Raw genomic sequence first — 17,472 nt, 5'->3', positions numbered from 1 at the left:
ACCAATGTGGTTAGAGTAGTACTTATTGGTGATAAATCTGCAAATAATGCCATAAAGGTAATCGGCACATTCAGATTCGACACTTATCTACGATAAGAAAAAAAAATCTTGAGTGTCTACAATAGGTCAATAATACGATTTTATATTGGTGTAATAGAGAAAATGTCGGTAGGTTTCCTGCCGGCATTTCTTGTTTCAGACCCTTGCTCCGTGTTTCAATTTTTTCATAAAGTAGATACTCGATAACACACAAAGAGCCAGTCCCGTTACACCCATCAACTTAATCCACACAAAAAATAATTCAGGGATGTTTAAATCTGGGAATATAAACCCGATTGAAAGTAATAACACATTATATCCCAAATAGCCAATCGAATCAACGATATACATCAAAAACCCAATGTTTGCCTTGTGCCTCGTTATCGCAATCATTCGCTCAAATACCGACGTAGTAATGGTTAAATAAGGTAGGTAAATTCCGAAACCAGTCAGGACGATTAACCAAAATGGATTCATGTGATTAAATCCATACATCCCAGCAAAGACCAATAAGCCAAATCCGCATGAGATAGCAAATATGCTTGTAAAGAATGCGTTGAAATTATTCTTTAATAAGACCAAACTCCCATTTATTCCAAGTATGCCTAATGTTACCCACATTTCTGTTTGGGAATAGGTTTGTGGAAGGCTAATAAATCCTAAGTATTTCCAAATTTCGGGGGCAAAATCAGAACGGATTCCACGCAATAACGAAGCACATAAATATAACAAACTAATTGCCACGATACCTGGCCACAACTCTTTCACAAGCTTCAAGCGGTCTTGCTGATTCATGGGCGGTCGAGCGGATCTGTCGGCCACTTCCTGTTCAGATGGTCGAGGAATGCAGGTCAACATCCATACAAAGAATAATAGAGGTAGCACATAAATTAATCCGGATACGAATGGCATCCAATTTTCAGCTATCCCCCAATTCAACACATTTATCCCAACGGATTTGGAAACACCATCCGCTAGAATAAAACTAGAACCTAGAGCGGCTATATATAATTCCGTGTTCTTTTTACCCTCCAAATAGCCTTGAATATATCCGAATATCATCCCTAAGGGTAACCCATTTAGGACTAAAAATAACAAATTCCAAGGGCGAGAAATTAAGCCGAATCCAAGTAAAGCAATTTCTGCAATGACGATACTAATGATGATAGCCCGAGCTCTTTTTTCCCATGTGATGGAGGAAACAAAAAAGATACCACACCATTTTGACAACATATATCCCGCGATTTGGGACGAAATTAAAATGGACTTCCAGTGAATGCCCAACCAATATTGATCGATGTATTGTCCGGCCGTGAATGGCTTTCGAAATCCATAGACGCAAAAGTAACACCCAAATGCGGCCATCATCGACCAAATCGGGTGATGCGTCCAAGTTTTTTTCGGATGATTCAGTTGGCCAGCTGAGCTAATGATCATTTTAAAAGCTCCTCCATGAATGGCCGGTAATGGGACAGTACGCGAACGTCTAAATCGGGTATTTTAGCCAAATCATCGTAGCGTCTAAGCTGTATGGCATCTAGGTAATAGGGATTTTGTTCGAATAATCTGCACTCTTCTTGGGTCATAGGTCCGCCTTGAAGCTGTAAACTCAAAAGGGAGGGTTTACTTAATTTTGACAGGTATTGAGGATCTTGGGTGCACAAATAACGTTTAGCTGCTACGTGAAGGCGTACAGGTTCAGCAACGGATTGCTTAAAATATTTGTCGACAAATCGATATCCCAATTCTTCGTGAAAATCATCAATCCCTTGTTCCGGAGCATCATCTGGTAAGGCATGTAACATGTGTCCGATGTCATGTAATAGACTTGCTACAATGACGTTGGACTGACACCCATCCTCCAAGGCTAAATGGGCAGCCTGAAGCGCGTGCTCGCCTTGTGTGACGGCTTCGCCACCGTACGCGGAATCTCCATTACTTTCGAATAAAGAAATTATTTTTGTTACTACTTGAATTGACATGGAATTTGCTCTTGATTTAATGTAAATTAGCTAGATAATAGGGGCATGTAAATGATTCTAGACTTATTTAAAGACATGTTTACCCGTCCATAATAATTCCTTAATATGCCAAACGACATACAAATACGCTTAGTAGAAATAACGGATATTCAGGGGATTAAACTACTTGTTGACGAGCTTGAAAATACCAATTCTGATGCCGCTATTTTTGCGTCTATTTTCCATGACTATCTACTTGATCCAAATTCCTTGATGTATGTTGCCGAAAATAATGCTGGTCATCTGTTGGCATTTATTTCTTGTCGGGGGCACCGACTTCTACACCATCAAGGAATGGTATTTGAAATTCAGGAATTGATTGTCACTATGGCCGAGCAAGGGAAAGGAATCGGGCGAGCGCTCATTAATCAAGTACGGGAAGAAGTTCATCGAAGAGGAGCGAAGTCCTTGGAGGTGACCTCCAATAAACGACGAAAAGAAGCCCATGCATTTTATCAATCCGTGGGCTTTCGAAATTCACATGAAAAATTTACAATCTATTTTTGACCTAATCGGAGGGCCAAACGCATTTTCGTAAATAAGTCATAATTATGATAAATTCCGGAAAAGTCATCCGCTCCAGGACCGAAAGCAAACACAGGAATCATTTGACCTGTATGGCCTTTGGTTGTAAAAGCCGCATTTACCTCGCCCGTTTTCATATTTCCGCCCATCAGCGCCATTCCACCTGTTTCATGGTCGGCCGTAATGACAACGAGTGTTTCCTTGTTTTTGCGCGCAAAGTCGAGGACCCAACCGATCGATGAGTCAAAATCAATCATTTCTGCGATTGCATATGGTGCGTCGTTTGCATGTCCACCCCAATCAATTTGAGACCCTTCGATCAATACAAAAAATCCTTTTTTATTTGTACTAACTAGTTCAATCGCTTTTTGTGTTGACTTTAATAAAGCATCGCCACGGCCTTCCGACATTTTGACGGGGTTTTCATCCGCGTATAGGTTGACCAATTTTCCCTGATGAACAGAAGCCATCGATTGGATGTCACCGAGAACCTGATAATTTTTTTTACGTAAACTGTCTAATAAGTTTCGTTTGTCTACACGCTTTTCAAAGAATTTACGCCCCCCGCCAATAACTACATCTACATCAGTTTTCAAAAAATCGGCTGCGATTTCTTCATGCATGGAACGTTTCAATTGGTGTGCAATGAATGATGAGGGCGTTGCATCAGTTATGTCGCAGGTAGTAACAAGACCGGTGGATAATCCTTTTTGTTCGGCTAATTCCAATAATGTCACGCTCGGTTGCTTCAAGGAATCTAAACCAATCGCTCCATTATAGGTTTGCTTTCCAGTTGCAAAAGCCGTGGCTCCTGCGGCAGAATCCGTTACATAATTGTCAGATGCTTGGTTTCGATGAAAGCCGATTACCTTCACTTGCTCCAGGTTTAAATGCCCCTTATTTGCCGTTAAGCCAGCATAAATTTGACTTACACCCATGCCATCGCCCACCATAAAAATGATGTTTTTAGGCTTATTTTGAGCAAATGCCGCGCTAGAAAAGCTTAGCATTAATAGAATTAATTTTTTCATGCGTATAAATTTTGAATATATTCAGCCGTAAATCCAGGGCTGGTCGTCATCCCTTTTCCTCCGATTCCGTTGATGATGTGAATGACATCGTCTACCGTTTTGGTAAAGACATCCCCTGTGGTACTTTGTAAGTAATAGCCTGCCCACGAAGAATCAACCGTCCAATTTTCTAGTTTGAGAATTTTTTTCGCCTCGGCCAACATGAGCTCATTGATTTCCGTTGAGATTTCAAATCCAAATTGGGATTGTTTGTGTGCCGGGGCATATTCATGCGAATCACCTAATATGATGGATCCGTCATCTGCTTGTTTGAACAGGATATGAATGCCGGCTGCCTGAAGTTTTTGTTGGTGCGCAGTAGCGGTAATTTTTGAATACGAAGGACACGAATGAAAGCTTTCGTATCGCCGAATGGTAAGTCCAGTAAGTATATTAGACTTCAGTATTTTCGCTTGAGGCGCCAACCGCATCATTTGCAATTTGCTTATTTTTAGCTCATCTTCTTTATAGTGTTCGGGCAGTAAAAACTGGGTATCTCGGCCATTCGCTACGATGATGTGATCAGACCAAATCGTTTCATTTTTCGATGTAACTAATTTGGCTATTCCACGTTTTTTTTCCACATCGATAACGGCTGTATTTGGCATAAAATGAAGTCCCATTTCATGGATTAAAAATGCGCGAACGCGATGCACCATGACGAGTGGATTTAGGGAAGCTTCATCCGGTAAAAACATGCCGCCTTTCACATAATCTGAATTAATATGTGGGTTTATTTTGAGGCAATCTGCGGATGTGTATATGCGATTTGTGTAGTCCCGCTCTTTGAATAATTGGCCTAATTCTTCTATCAGCCCCATTTCTTGGTCATCTGAAGCGAGGTACCAAGATCCGTTTTTCACTAGAGAAATGTCAGTTAGGTCTTGAAGATCCTTGTAAATTTGTAAGGATTTTCGGCCATAGTCAAACCATTTAATTAGCGATTGTCCTGAAGGGACGGCTTGGCCAAAATTTCGAAAGCTCGCCTCGAAAGGGATTTCGTCTTTTTCAATCAATAAAACGGATTTTTTTTTGCGTAAGGCATGGTACGCACAAAACGTGCCTATTACGCCTCCGCCAATAATAATTAGGTCGTATTTTTTACTTTTTAGCATGTTCGATTATATCAATTAAATCAACGATTGAGTCTAGCAGTCCATCATTGGGATATGCGCTCAATTGCTCTCGGGTGTGCGTACCATTACAAACGCCCAAGGCTAGACGTACGTTTGCATTTTTTCCAAATAGTAAATCCACGGGGGTATCACCCACATTTATCACTTGGGATCTGTCCAATACCCCCGCTTGTTTCATGGCGTATTCAATCATCTTGGGGGAAGGTCTTCCTTCACCGCCAACTTCATCAGGTGTGATTGAAATATGAATACCTGATTTATTTTGGAGGTTCATAAAATTGCCATTCAATGTTTGCCCCCAACCTAATTTAGCTAGGATAATGTCGGCCACTTTACGATAGAATCCGGTGGTTAATGCAATGGTAATTCCTTCTTGATGCAAATAATCAAATAATTCCAAACAGCCCTCCGTTGGGGAAATTGGATTTGTTCTGTAGTGATTTTCTAAAATCAATGTAAAATCTTGATAGGATTGTTGGGCACGTGACTCGACGCTCGAATCTGCTGGACCCAATTGCTCTTCCCAAAGCATGCGAAATACCATTAATTTGGCATAGCCTTGAAGGGCCAAAATACGTTCATCACTCGCCAGCAAACCATTTTTCTGAGCGGCTAATTTAAAGCAATGCTCGACCTCATGATTGTCAAGTACTGTCGTTCCAGCCATGTCGAGAATAACCAATTTTATGGGATTCATATCTAGTAAGATTTGTGCTAAGTTCTAAAGCTAATGTTAAAGACATATTATGGGCGTATAAACAAATCATAAATCATTTTTATTTGAACAATTCAAAGATTTTATAATGCCCAAAAATGAATTAATGGAAAACGTAATGTTTTGGTAATCTAGCGTGGTTTTTTTTTACAATTTCATATTTATCTTCTTATTCCTGCCTCATTTGGTACACGTAGTTTTACATCAAATTTAAAATCAAACAATTTTATGAACACACTTCTATTAAAAAAATGTGTAAAAAATAGCTTCTTCAAGTCGGCATGGCTTGTTTTGCTTTTTTTACAACTAACGACTTCGATTGCTCAAGGACAGTCGCGGTCAGTGAAAGGCCGCGTGATCGCACAAGATGACCAGTCGGCAATTCCAGGTGCATCCATTTTAGTTAAAGGCACTAAAGTAGGTACAAATTCCAATGCGGATGGTAATTTTAGTGTCAATGTTCCTGCGAACGGAATATTGCAAATTTCCATGATTGGGTTTGCAACGAAGGAGGTCAATGTAGGTAGTCAATCAGAATTGACAATTGTTCTAGCAACTGATGCAAAGCAACTTCAAGAAGTAGTTGTTACTGCCTTGGGTATCAAGAAAGATGTACGTAAAATTGGTGTGGCGATTCAGTCGGTCGACGGAGCTTCAACGATCAAAGCGCGTGAGCCCAATGCAATCAATGCATTATCAGGTCGCGTAGCGGGTTTGACAATTGGATCTCAGCCAGAATTATTACGCAAACCCAATATTTCTTTGCGTGGTAGCTCCACAGTTTTATACGTAGTAGATGGTGTGCCGATCAACTCAGATACATGGAATATTTCTCCAGATGATGTCGAAACGTATTCCGTATTAAAAGGAGCTTCGGCATCTGCACTTTACGGTTTCCGTGGAAAGAACGGAGCGATCTTAATCACAACGAAACGTGGTTCTGCTGACAAGCGTGGATTCTCCGTAGAGGTTAATTCATCTACTCAAGTTCAAGGTGGATTCTACGCGATTCCTAAAGTACAAGATGAGTACGGCCCTGGTGATCACGGTAACTATGCTTTCGGTGATGGTAAAGGTGGCGGATTAAATGATGGTGACTACGATGGTGGTTGGGGTCCACGTTTTAATGGCCAATTAATACCACAATACGATTCTCCAGTTGACCCAATCACAGGCAAACGTTCAGGTACTCCATGGGTTGCTCGTGGTAAGGATAACTTAAAGCGTTTCTTAGAGCCAGGACTTCTTTCTACAAATAATATTTCAGTAGCAGCGACTGGTGATAAATACAACTTGCGTTTTTCTACGTCTCATATTTATCAAAAAGGTATTGTTCCTAATACCCAATTGAACATGACGAACTTTAACGTAACAGCTGATTACAAATTCTCTAACAAATTGAAATTTGAGTCGAACTTACAGTATAACCGTCAATACACACCAAACATTCCAGACGTAAATTACGGTCCTAACTCGATTATTTATAATATCGTTTATTGGGCAGGTGCTGACTGGAACATGGATGACATGCGTAATTACTGGCAAAAAGGTAAAGAAGGTGTTCAGCAAATCTATGCGGAGTACCAACGATACAATAATCCGTATTTTATGTCTTACGAGTGGTTGCGTTCGCATTACAAGACAGATATTGTAGGTCAAGCTTCATTACGGTATACGTTTAATGAAAACTTGAACTTGTTAGCACGTACGCAAGTAACAACTTGGGATATGGTACGTACCGAGAAATTCCCTTATTCGGCAGGTACCTATGGTCGCGATGAGCGTCGTGGTGATTACCGCGAGGATCGTCGTAATTTATTTGAAAACAATACGGAATTATTATTGACGTTTGATAAGGATATCTTACCTGGCTTTAATACCAAGATTAATGCGGGGGCATCTCAACGTGTTTTTCAATATAAGTCGATATTCGCGTCAACGAACTATTTGAACGTTCCAGGTTTATACAACTTCTCAAATTCAGCGTTGCCTGTTCAAGTGGGCAATTTCGGGTCTGACATGAATGTGCTTTCAGCCTATTACTCGGCTGACTTTTCTTACAAGAAATACGTAACGGTATTTGCTACAGGACGTGTTGATAAATTGTCCACATTACCGGCAGGAAAGAACTCGTTCTTTTATCCTTCATTTGGAGCGGTAACCGTTTTATCTGATTACGTAAATTTACCGGAGGTAGTTTCTTTCTTGAAATTCCGTGGTTCATTTGCAAACGTGAAGGATGGTTTGACATCATCTACGATTGATAACCGCGTAGGAACGTATTCAGGTGAAAACTATAACTCTCCTTACGATGGTCCATCTTACCAAAACAACACGGTATACTCGACAGGTTTCTTTTACAATAACCAAACAGGTGCAACGTTCGGTAACGAATTGAGCAATCCAAACTTGAATCCTTCAGAGACTTCTCAGACGGAATTTGGTATGGACTTACGTTTAATGAAAAACCGCATCGGAATCGATGTTGCTTATTTTATCTCGAATGATGGTCCTTCGATCTTCTCATTGCCAATCTCATCTACTTCAGGCTATACGTCAGCTTTAGTGAATGGTATCAAGACGCAGAAGAAAGGATATGAGATTTCAGTAACAGGGACACCAGTTCAAACGGCCGACTTTAGCTGGGATGTATTAGCGAACTACTCTACTTTTCAGCAGACGTTAACGGAAATTTATCCAGGTATCACGAACTTAAATACCTTCTTAAAAGTAGGGGATCGTACAGATAAAATTTATGGTTCAGCTTTTGTTCGTACACCTGCAGGCGAAATCATTAATACGAAAGCGGGAATTCCAGAAAGATTAACGGGAACGCAATCTCAATATCTTGGTAATGCTAACCCGGATTTTGTTTTCGGTTTGAATAATAAGTTTACGTACAAGAATGTAAGCTTAAGCTTCTTATTTGATGGTCGTATTGGTGGTAAAATCATTAACTATACGCAACAACAAACGTACCGTGGTGGTCGTCACATCGGAACCACACAAGGTATTTTCGCTGAAGCTCGTCCACAAGACGCTTTAGGTGTGAAAGCATTTGTTGGTCAAGGTGTAGTTGTTTCGAATAACGTAGCGATCAAATATGATGTAAATGGAAAGGTGACGAACTTCTCTGAATTGCAATTTGCGCCTAACACGGTCAAGACGTATGTACAAGATTACGTAGGTCGTTACTATAATACGAACGAAGGAAACTTAATGAGCCGTTCATTCGGAATGTTAAAAGAAGTTGTGGTAGGTGTTAAGCTTCCATCTACGTGGTTCGGGAAGTCAGTTTCTGGCGCGAACGTTTCTTTCGTCGGACGTAACCTATTGTACTTCGCTGAAGCAAAAGATACTGATTTGTCTCAGTACTTGACGGATGGGGCTACAGGTACTCAAACTCCATCGGTAAGAAGCTATGGTGTTAACTTAAACTTAGTATTCTAATAATCTTCATTTTAATAAATGATTCAAGCAATGAAAATCAAACATATAATTTTAGGCATATTTAGTTTCTCTGTAATTGCATTAAGCAGTTGTGAGAAGACCTTTGACCAGTTGGAGAAAGACTCTAACCGTGCGGTACAAGTTCCTGCATCTTTAGTTTTACAGTCTATTGAAATGAACGTGATGAACGATAATGGTCGTCCATTCTCTGGGGATATGCGTTACAATCAGTTCTATTGCTCTAATTATAACTATTATGCAAATAATGAGTATAACTTAGGGCAAATGCCAAACCAATATACAACCTTGAAAAACGTTGTTAAAATGGAGCAGGAAGCAAAGAAATTAGGTTTAGCCGATGTGAATGGCTACTCGGCTTTAGGTAAGTTCTTCCGAGCGTATTTCTTCGATCAAATGTCGAAGCGTGTAGGAGATTTACCGATGACAGAAGCGTTAAAAGGAATTGAAAATACAGCTCCCAAATACGATTCACAAAAAGTTATCTATACACAAATCTTGAAGTGGTTAGATGATGCGAATAGTGATATGACAGCTTTGGCTGCCAAAGGAGAGACGATCTCGGGTGATTTTTATTTCAATGGTGATTTGAAAAAGTGGCAAAAAGTGGTTAACGCGTATCGCTTACGTGTTTTGATAACGTTATCAAAGAAAGATACGGATGCGGAATTAGGCGTTAAGACGAAGTTCGCTGAGATGATAGGAAATCCATCGAAATATCCATTGTTTGGGTCGAATGCAGAGTCATTGCAATTTGTTTGGAATAACTTCAATAAGTATCCTTCTAATCCAGACAACTTTGGTTTTGATGCAACACGTCAAAATATGGCTTCTACGTATGTTGGCTTTTTAGTTAAAACACAAGACCCACGCGTAATGGCTACTTGCGAGCCTGCGGGTGCTGATTTGAAGGCTGGTAAATTAGCATCAGACTTCACGGCTTACCGCGGAGCAGGGTCAGGTGATAACATCGATGACATGGCAAGAAATGCAGGTTTGTCAAATGGTCCAGGATTTGCCCCAGGTATCTACTCATTCCAAAATCGTGCGCGTTACTACCAAACTTATACGGGTGAAAATACGTTCATCGTAGGGTATCCTGAATTATGTTTCAACATTGCTGAAGGATATGCACGTGGATGGGCTTCAGGTTCTGCGGAAGATTGGTACGTTAAAGGGATCAAGGCTTCTCAGTCGTTTTATGGTATCGCGGAAGGTTCTAATACGATGACTTATTCGAAGTCTGGTGCACGTGATGCTTCTGAATTAGTGAAATATACGGTGAACTTTAACTTCAATACGTTCTATGCGCAATCGTCAGTAAAATACGATGCGGCTACAGCTATTGAGAAAATCGTTTCTCAAAAATATGCGGCTTTCTTCATGAACTCAGGTATGGAAGCATACTTTAACTGGAGAAGAACAGGATTTCCAGCGTTCTCTACAGGAGTGGGTAATGGAAACTCCAATCGCATCGCTTTGCGTTGGATTTATCCAGGAACAGAAAGAACGGCTAATGCAACGAATTACAAAGCAGCCATTGATAGTCAATATGGTGGCAGAGATGATATTAACGACCAAATGTGGTTGATTAAATAAGGTTTAGGTTTTTCAAACGTTGATTAAGGGTTTTTAATAAGTGGCGGGACTTTGTTCCGCCACTTTTTTTAAGACGGTTTAGGTAATTGAAATATTATCTACTTATTAACTAAGTGTTAAATCCTGGTAAGTGACTTCAAATTAAGATATGGCTAACTTACTTTTACCTAATTGTTAATAGAATCATGAAATCTCAACGTATTTTATTTTTGACAGGTTCTATGAATCAAACAACCCAAATGCAGCAAATTGCTTCGCATTTGACTGAATTTGATTGTTTGTTTAGCCAGTACTTTTCAGATAATCCAATTATCTCCTATGCAATTAAGAAAGGGATATTAGATAATACAGTGATGGGTTTGCCTTTACGAAATAAAGCAGAGGAGTATATGAAATCCAAAGGAATGCGTTTGGATTATCAAGCACTTAAAAACTCCTATGATTTGATTGTTTTTTGCTCAGATTTATTATTCCCTAGCAAGTTTAAGGGAATAAAAACTATTTGGGTACAAGAAGGTATGATTGATCCATTTACGAATATTAGTAAGTTGATAAAACGATTAAAGCTACCTAGGTATTTAAGTATAGGAACTTCGTTAAATGGTACTTCTAACTTATGTGATATCTATTGTGCTGCCTCCACGGGTTATCGAGATTATATTATTCAGCATGGTACGGATGCCTCCAAAGTTGTCGTCACGGGGATTCCTAATTATGATAATCTAGAGCAATTTCGGCAAAATGATTTCCCATACCAAGACTATGTGATGGTTGCGACCTCTGACATGCGCGAAACCTATCGAAATGAGGATCGTTTGGCATTTTTACAATCGTGTGTTGACATCGCAGCAGGCAGACGATTACTGATCAAGTTGCATCCGAATGAACAAATATCGCGTGCCGTTCGTGAGATCAAATCGGTTTGTCCGGATGATACTTTAATTTATTCTGATGGCGTAACTAATGAAATGATTGCCAACTGTTCGGAATTAATTACACAGTATTCAACGGTGGTTTATGCGGGCATTGCATTAGGAAAACCGGTACACTCGTATTTTGATATAGAGGAGTTGAAATCTTTACTTCCAATTCAAAATGGGGGAAATTCAGCCGAACACATTGCGACCATTTGCCGGGATTATTTGTTGCATACAGGCCCCAAAGAAATGTTTATAAATCGGTTGAGTCTTTATGCCAATTTCGAATCGAATTATGCAAACTGATTTATCCATATTTGTTCAAGCACGCATGAGTTCTACTCGGCTGCCTGGCAAGGTATTGAAATGGGTTCAAGATAAGCCCATTCTTTTTCATCAACTTGAACGGATCAAGCAAAGCAAATGGCAATTTAATCTGGTGGTTATTACATCTGATCAACCTGAGGATGATGTCCTAACTGAGATTTGTGAGCTTGAGGGGTACACGGTTTTTCGCGGTTCACTAACGGATTTATTAGATAGGCATTATCAGGCCGCCAAACATTTTAATGCGAAGCACATTGTTAAAATACCGTCAGATTGCCCGTTGATTGATCCTGCTGTCATTGACCGTGTTATCGGATATTACATCAAAAATCAAGCTCAATTTGATTATGTAAGCAATTTGCATCCACAATCATATCCGGATGGGAACGACGTAGAAGTGATGTCTTTCTGTGCCTTAGAAACAGCTTGGAAGGAAGCAAAAAAGCCGTTAGAAAGAGAACATACAACCCCCTATTTTTGGGAGAATCTTGACCAATTTCGTATTGGAAATGTGTTATGGGAAACGGGGCTAAACTACGAAATGAGTCATCGCTTTACCTTAGATTATCCAGAAGATTTAACATTTATCGAAGCTGTTTACAACCGACTATACCCACTTAATCCTCATTTTAATTTACGGGATATATTGGATTTACTCACTTTTGAACCTTCAATTTTACGAATTAATCGCTCCTTAGCGGGAGTAAATTGGTATCGTAATCACCTAGCGGAGTTGAAAACAATTACTCCCGAACAAACCAAGCAAGTATTATGAACCAAGACTCGCAAACTGAATTACAAGCATTTGCTTTAAAAGTCCGTGAACGCATTATTCCGATGGCTACGGAGGGAGGATGTTTTTTAGGTGCTTCACTTTCAGCAGTGGATGTGTTGACCTACTTGTACACATCTTTTTTAAATATTGATAAATCGAATTTAACTGATTCGAAAAGGGATTATCTTTTTCTTTCCAAAGGCCATGATGTCCCGGCGCTTTACGGCATTTTTGCTGAGTTAGGCTGGATAGAATCTGATAGACTCGCAAATCATCTATCTACCACCGATCATATTTATTGGCATCCGAACCGTCAAATTCCTGGTGTCGAATTTCATTCAGGGTCCTTGGGGCAGTTGCCTGCAGTTTCCATTGGCGTTGCGATGGATATGAAAATTTCCAAGACCGCTAATCGCGTGGTTTGCGTCATGGGCGATGGTGAATTAAACGAAGGTTCTTGTTGGGAAGCTTTTTTGGTAGCGAACGCACATAAGCTAACTAATTTGATTTTTGTGATTGATCGGAATCAATTTCAGGCCAACATGGCTACGGAGGATTTAATTCCGTTGGAACCTTTGGTTGATAAATTTAAAGCTTTTGGAATGCAAACGCAGCGGGTGAATGGGCATGATTTCACCCAACTTGAACAGGCATTTGAAATGACAAATACGGTTCCAGGACCTCATGTCATAATTTGCGATACCGTTCGCGGGAAAGGTTTACCTTCTATCGAAGCGCGTTCAGATCGCTGGTTCTGTAATTTCTCATCGGCAGAAATTCAATCATTAATGGATGAATTACATCAAATTAGTCAAGCGACATTAACGGCGGAGACGCTTGTAGTAAGATAATAGTTATGATAACATACGAAGAATTATTAAAAGAGACTGCCCTTGCGGATGAACGCTTTGTCGTCATGACAGCTGAAAACCGCGCGTTGGTTCGCAATCTACCACAAGCCCTAGGCGATCGTTTTATCGATACTGGTATTACCGAACAAACGATGTTAGGTGCTGCCGCGGGTTTGGCATTACGCGGAAGAATCCCGGTCGTTCATGCGCTGTCGGCATTCTTAACTATGCGCGCATTTGAATTCACACGTACATCCGTAGGCATCGCAAATCTGCCTGTTAAAATGAGCAGTTTCATTCCCGGTGTTTTGTCTGATGGTAACGGTCCTACTCATCAAGCTATCGAGGATGTTTCCATCATGCGCGGCATTCCGGGTATGGAAGTTTTTGCACCAGCGGATGCGGAAGATTTGGTTCAAATGTTACCGAGTATTTGGGCAAGCCCTCATCCAAGTTATGTGCGAATTTCTACACTTCCCGCCGTTTACAAACACGCACCTTACGAAGCGGGTAAAGCCGAAGTTATTTCAAAGGGAAAAGATTTAACCATCTTAACGTATGGGTTTATGTTTGAACAATGCTTTCATGCCAAAGCACTATTGGAAGCGGAAGGATTGGAAGTAGGCTTGATTAATATGCGAAGCCTTAAGCCTTTGGATGAGCAGGCGATACGCGACTTGATTGGAAATACGAATCAGTTAATCACGATTGAAGATCACTTTATTACAGGTGGTTTATTCAGTATTGTAGCTGAATTTTTAGTGCGGGCAGGCTTACAAATTCCTGTTTCACCGATTGGCTTTGACGCTAAATGGTTTAAGCCAGGTAGACTCAACGAAGTATTAGCGTATGAAAAATTAGATCCGGCAGGATTAGTAGAACAAATAAAAACCTTGAAATTAAACTAGAGAATCCATGGCAAATCATGTTGAATTTAATGCCCAATTACCTCAGATTGAAAAGTCCCAGGCTTTGTACCAACGAGGTTTGCAGGTACAGCACCCGATCACGCAAACGTTGGCGAAAGGCCCTGGCCAATTCTCAAAAGGAGTAGCGCCCGTCTACCTGAAAAAAGGGAAAGGTGCACGTGTTTGGGATGTGGATGGAAATGAGTACATCGATTTTAACATGGGCATTGGACCCTTGTCTTTGGGTTATTGTATCCCAGAAATTGACAACGCAATTCAAGAGCAATTAAAAGATGGCATTACGTTTTCATTAATGCATCCATTGGAAGTAGAACTAGCCGAGAAAATCAAACAAATAATTCCTAATGCGGAGGCTGTGAAATTCAGCAAAACGGGAGCAGATGTCACCTCTGCGGCAGTTCGTGTCGCGCGCGCATTTACAGGCCGAGATAAAGTATTTTGCTGCGGATATCACGGGTGGCATGATTGGTACATCGGTATCACATCAAGAGGTAAAGGGATCCCAGAAGCATTGAAAAACTTGAGCTTTACGTTTGCATTTAATGACATCGAATCAATCAAAAATGCGCTTGACGAAACGGTTGCTTGCGTCATTTTGGAGCCATTTATTTTTGAAAAACCACAAGAAGGATTCTTGCAAGAATTGGCTGAAATTTGTCAAGCGAACGGGACTTTATTAATCTTCGATGAGATGTGGTCGGGGTTTCGAATTGCTATGGGTGGAGCTCAAGAATATTTTGGTGTAAAGCCAGATTTGGCAACGTATTCGAAAGCGTGTGCGAATGGAATGCCATTAGCGATTTTGACAGGGCGAACGGATGTTATGTCTTTATTTGACAACGAAGTTTTCTCTTTTACGACTTTTGGTGGTGAAGCACTTTCGTTAGCCGCTTCCATGGCAACGATTGAATTTATGGAAACACATCAAGTTCCAGAAGTCTTGGCGATCAAAGGTGCTTTTATGCAAGATTCTTATAACCAGTTAGCCAAAGATTTAGGAATGCATCACATCACGTCTTGTGTTGGTTATCCTTGTCGGAGCATGCTCACCTATCAAGCACCTGGTCAAGATGCTTTGATATTGAAAACATTTATGCAACAGGAGCTTTTGCAAAAAGGAATTTTGTGGGGCGGTTTTCACAACATGTGTTACAGTCATACGCAGGAGGACATGGAATATACGTTGAGCGCATATGCTGAAATTTTACCGCGGTTGAAAGAGGCAATCGAAGCGGACAATGTTCAGATTTTGTTGAAAGGGGAGGTATTGGAAGCAGTATTTCGTAAAGTAACGGATCATAATATTAAGCCAAGAATCTAATGGAGCTTTTTGATTTAACGGGTAAGATTGCTTTGGTAACTGGCGCATTAGGCCTCATTGGAAAGGCACATTGTGTGGCGCTTCGTGATGCGGGAGCACGCGTCATTGTTGCGGATTTGAACGCCCAAGCTTGTGCTGAATATGCGGCTTTTCTTAGCCATGATGCAATCGCTTTGGCGATGGATATCCGCAGTGAACCATCCGTAGAATCTGCCGCCGCTAAAATCCAAAGTAGCTTGGGTCGCATCGATATTTTAGTAAATAATGCTGCGATCAATGACCATTTCCAGGAGTCGGCAGATGTACTAGCCATGTCATCTTTTGAAAATTACCCGGTTGAATTATTTCAAAAATCTTGGGAGGTGAATGTGATGGGGTTATTTTTGGTATCCCAAAAATTCGGCAAATTGATGCTTGCTTCTGGAGGCAGCATCATTAATATTGCGTCGACGTACGGGATGGTAGGTCCGGATCAGCAGCTATATCGGAATGAAGCTGGGGAGCAATTGTTTTTTAAGACCCCTGCATATCCAACGACAAAAGGGGCGGTGATTAATTTTACACGCTATTTGGCTGCGTATTGGGGAGATAAAGGAATTCGCGTAAATACGCTTTCGCCGGGTGGCGTGGAGAATGGGCAGGCGGATTTTTTCCAACAACAATATGCGAAAAAAACGCCTTTGGGGAGGATGGCGAAAATAACGGATTATGCGGGTGCTTTGGTGTTTTTGGCGAGTGATGCTTCCGCTTATATGACGGGAGCGAATTTGGTTGTGGATGGAGGATTTACAAGTATATAACTGATGAATATGCAAGAGCGATTAGCTGCGATTAAATTGGTATTGACCGATTGCGATGGGGTTTTGACTGATGGGGGTGTTTACTACGGAGAAACAGGGGAGGTTTTAAAAAAATTCAATATTCGGGATGGAATGGGTGTGGAGCGTTTGCGAAAGTTTGCTCAAGTTCCAACTGGTATAATAACAGGGGAAATGTCTCCATCTGTGAAACAGCGTGCCTCGAAATTGGCGATCACGGAATTGCATTTAGGCATTAAGGATAAAGAACGTGTTTTGGCGGAAATTATTGAACGCTTACAAATAAAGCCAAATGAAATTGCTTATATCGGAGATGATGTGAATGACCTAGTTGTTCGTCCGTTTGTGGGCGTATTTTTTTGCCCATCTGACGCGTTAGCCCAAGTGAAAAAACAAGCCGATGTGGTCTTGTCTTTACCTGGTGGTGCGGGCTGTTTTCGCGAAATGGCGGAAATGATTTTAGAAGCGAAAGGGATTAACTAGCGGAATATTGCTTCATGCCAATAATACCGATGACAATCAGTGCCATGAAAACTAACTCTGGGTAGCTAGTAGGTATTTTGAAATAGTACACATCACAAATTTTTATTAATACTAAAGAAACCGCTGTCCAAATTGCGATGGCCGTTGCCGTGGGAATTTCCTTTAGCGCTTCAGATAGGCAATAAATATTGGCCCCTCCGAATAATACATAGGCTATAAATGGAAGGCTGGCTTTGCCTAAATTTTCTTGCAAACTCCACGCGGTTTTCAAGTCTGAAAAACTTAAAAATTTTAAGGCGTATGTCCAGCCTGTTTCAAAGATTGCCGCAGCATATAGAAATACCCAAGCTTTAGTCATCATTTTTTATTTTTTCTTTGGCTTGAAAAGTCCATCTGTAAAAGGCGTATAGGTGTTGGGCAAAATAATTTTTAGGAAACTCATAGTACAATCCCCAATGAATTGGCTTCTTTGAAGTTT

The 17,472-nt window shown here is 40.6% G+C and carries 16 protein-coding genes; 10 read left to right on the top strand and 6 right to left on the bottom strand.

The window, feature by feature from the left end:
• Nucleotides 1-195 precede the first annotated feature (195 nt).
• Entirely contained in the window at nucleotides 196-1,476 is a 1,281-nt protein-coding gene (locus tag AC1W6K_RS00080) for a DUF5690 family protein (protein ID WP_481945979.1), read from the bottom strand.
• A complete protein-coding gene (locus tag AC1W6K_RS00075; protein WP_481945978.1) occupies nucleotides 1,473-2,021 on the bottom strand; it encodes a phosphonate degradation HD-domain oxygenase in 549 nt (182 codons plus the stop codon). The genes AC1W6K_RS00080 and AC1W6K_RS00075 overlap by 4 nt, the downstream gene beginning before the upstream one ends.
• Before the next feature lie 105 nt (nucleotides 2,022-2,126).
• On the opposite strand from AC1W6K_RS00075, the gene AC1W6K_RS00070 reads away from it, so the two are divergent.
• Nucleotides 2,127-2,567 carry a GNAT family N-acetyltransferase gene (locus AC1W6K_RS00070; RefSeq protein WP_481720641.1) on the top strand — a complete coding sequence of 147 codons (441 nt, stop codon included), beginning with the start codon at nucleotides 2,127-2,129 and terminating at the stop codon, nucleotides 2,565-2,567.
• Here the strand turns inward: AC1W6K_RS00070 and AC1W6K_RS00065 are convergent.
• From AC1W6K_RS00065 to AC1W6K_RS00055, 3 genes are read right to left on the bottom strand one after another with little or no spacing between them, the layout of a single operon-like run.
• Nucleotides 2,558-3,616 (bottom strand): alkaline phosphatase, encoded by a 1,059-nt coding sequence (locus tag AC1W6K_RS00065; protein WP_481945977.1) that lies wholly within the window; start codon nucleotides 3,614-3,616, stop codon nucleotides 2,558-2,560. The genes AC1W6K_RS00070 and AC1W6K_RS00065 overlap by 10 nt on opposite strands.
• Nucleotides 3,613-4,770 (bottom strand): TIGR03364 family FAD-dependent oxidoreductase, encoded by a 1,158-nt coding sequence (locus AC1W6K_RS00060; RefSeq protein WP_481945976.1) that lies wholly within the window; start codon nucleotides 4,768-4,770, stop codon nucleotides 3,613-3,615. Before AC1W6K_RS00060 ends, AC1W6K_RS00065 begins: the two co-directional genes overlap by 4 nt.
• Nucleotides 4,757-5,488, bottom strand: a complete 732-nt coding sequence (locus AC1W6K_RS00055) for an HAD family hydrolase (protein WP_481945975.1) — start codon at nucleotides 5,486-5,488, stop codon at nucleotides 4,757-4,759. Before AC1W6K_RS00055 ends, AC1W6K_RS00060 begins: the two co-directional genes overlap by 14 nt.
• Before the next feature lie 246 nt (nucleotides 5,489-5,734).
• Between AC1W6K_RS00055 and AC1W6K_RS00050 the strand changes: the two genes are divergently transcribed.
• From AC1W6K_RS00050 to AC1W6K_RS00010, 9 genes are all read left to right on the top strand, one after another.
• Nucleotides 5,735-8,956 (top strand): SusC/RagA family TonB-linked outer membrane protein, encoded by a 3,222-nt coding sequence (locus tag AC1W6K_RS00050; RefSeq protein ID WP_481945974.1) that lies wholly within the window; start codon nucleotides 5,735-5,737, stop codon nucleotides 8,954-8,956.
• A gap of 30 nt (nucleotides 8,957-8,986) precedes the next feature.
• Entirely contained in the window at nucleotides 8,987-10,573 is a 1,587-nt protein-coding gene (locus AC1W6K_RS00045; protein ID WP_481945973.1) for a SusD/RagB family nutrient-binding outer membrane lipoprotein, read from the top strand.
• Between the two features lie 185 nt (nucleotides 10,574-10,758).
• The gene (locus AC1W6K_RS00040; protein ID WP_481945972.1) at nucleotides 10,759-11,796 is read left to right on the top strand and encodes a hypothetical protein; all 1,038 of its coding nucleotides are present in this window, start codon (nucleotides 10,759-10,761) and stop codon (nucleotides 11,794-11,796) included.
• Nucleotides 11,786-12,592 carry a cytidylyltransferase domain-containing protein gene (locus tag AC1W6K_RS00035; RefSeq protein ID WP_481720627.1) on the top strand — a complete coding sequence of 269 codons (807 nt, stop codon included), beginning with the start codon at nucleotides 11,786-11,788 and terminating at the stop codon, nucleotides 12,590-12,592. The genes AC1W6K_RS00040 and AC1W6K_RS00035 overlap by 11 nt, the downstream gene beginning before the upstream one ends.
• Nucleotides 12,589-13,443 (top strand): transketolase, encoded by an 855-nt coding sequence (locus tag AC1W6K_RS00030; protein WP_481945971.1) that lies wholly within the window; start codon nucleotides 12,589-12,591, stop codon nucleotides 13,441-13,443. The genes AC1W6K_RS00035 and AC1W6K_RS00030 overlap by 4 nt, the downstream gene beginning before the upstream one ends.
• A 5-nt stretch (nucleotides 13,444-13,448) precedes the next feature.
• The gene (locus AC1W6K_RS00025) at nucleotides 13,449-14,351 is read left to right on the top strand and encodes a transketolase family protein (protein ID WP_481720623.1); all 903 of its coding nucleotides are present in this window, start codon (nucleotides 13,449-13,451) and stop codon (nucleotides 14,349-14,351) included.
• 7 nt (nucleotides 14,352-14,358) lie between these two features.
• A complete protein-coding gene (locus tag AC1W6K_RS00020) occupies nucleotides 14,359-15,693 on the top strand; it encodes an aspartate aminotransferase family protein (RefSeq protein WP_481720621.1) in 1,335 nt (444 codons plus the stop codon).
• Nucleotides 15,693-16,493, top strand: a complete 801-nt coding sequence (locus AC1W6K_RS00015) for an SDR family oxidoreductase (protein WP_481720619.1) — start codon at nucleotides 15,693-15,695, stop codon at nucleotides 16,491-16,493. The genes AC1W6K_RS00020 and AC1W6K_RS00015 overlap by 1 nt, the downstream gene beginning before the upstream one ends.
• 9 nt (nucleotides 16,494-16,502) lie before the next feature.
• Nucleotides 16,503-16,994 (top strand): KdsC family phosphatase, encoded by a 492-nt coding sequence (locus tag AC1W6K_RS00010; RefSeq protein ID WP_481720617.1) that lies wholly within the window; start codon nucleotides 16,503-16,505, stop codon nucleotides 16,992-16,994.
• Here AC1W6K_RS00010 and AC1W6K_RS00005 read toward each other — a convergent pair.
• Nucleotides 16,987-17,355 (bottom strand): DMT family transporter, encoded by a 369-nt coding sequence (locus AC1W6K_RS00005; RefSeq protein WP_481945970.1) that lies wholly within the window; start codon nucleotides 17,353-17,355, stop codon nucleotides 16,987-16,989. The genes AC1W6K_RS00010 and AC1W6K_RS00005 overlap by 8 nt on opposite strands.
• Between the last annotated feature and the right edge of the window lie 117 nt (nucleotides 17,356-17,472).

This window comes from Aquirufa sp. (assembly GCF_964796385.1).
The sequence above is the reverse complement of the archived record's forward strand: the minus strand, read 5'-3'. Positions and strand labels throughout refer to the sequence as shown.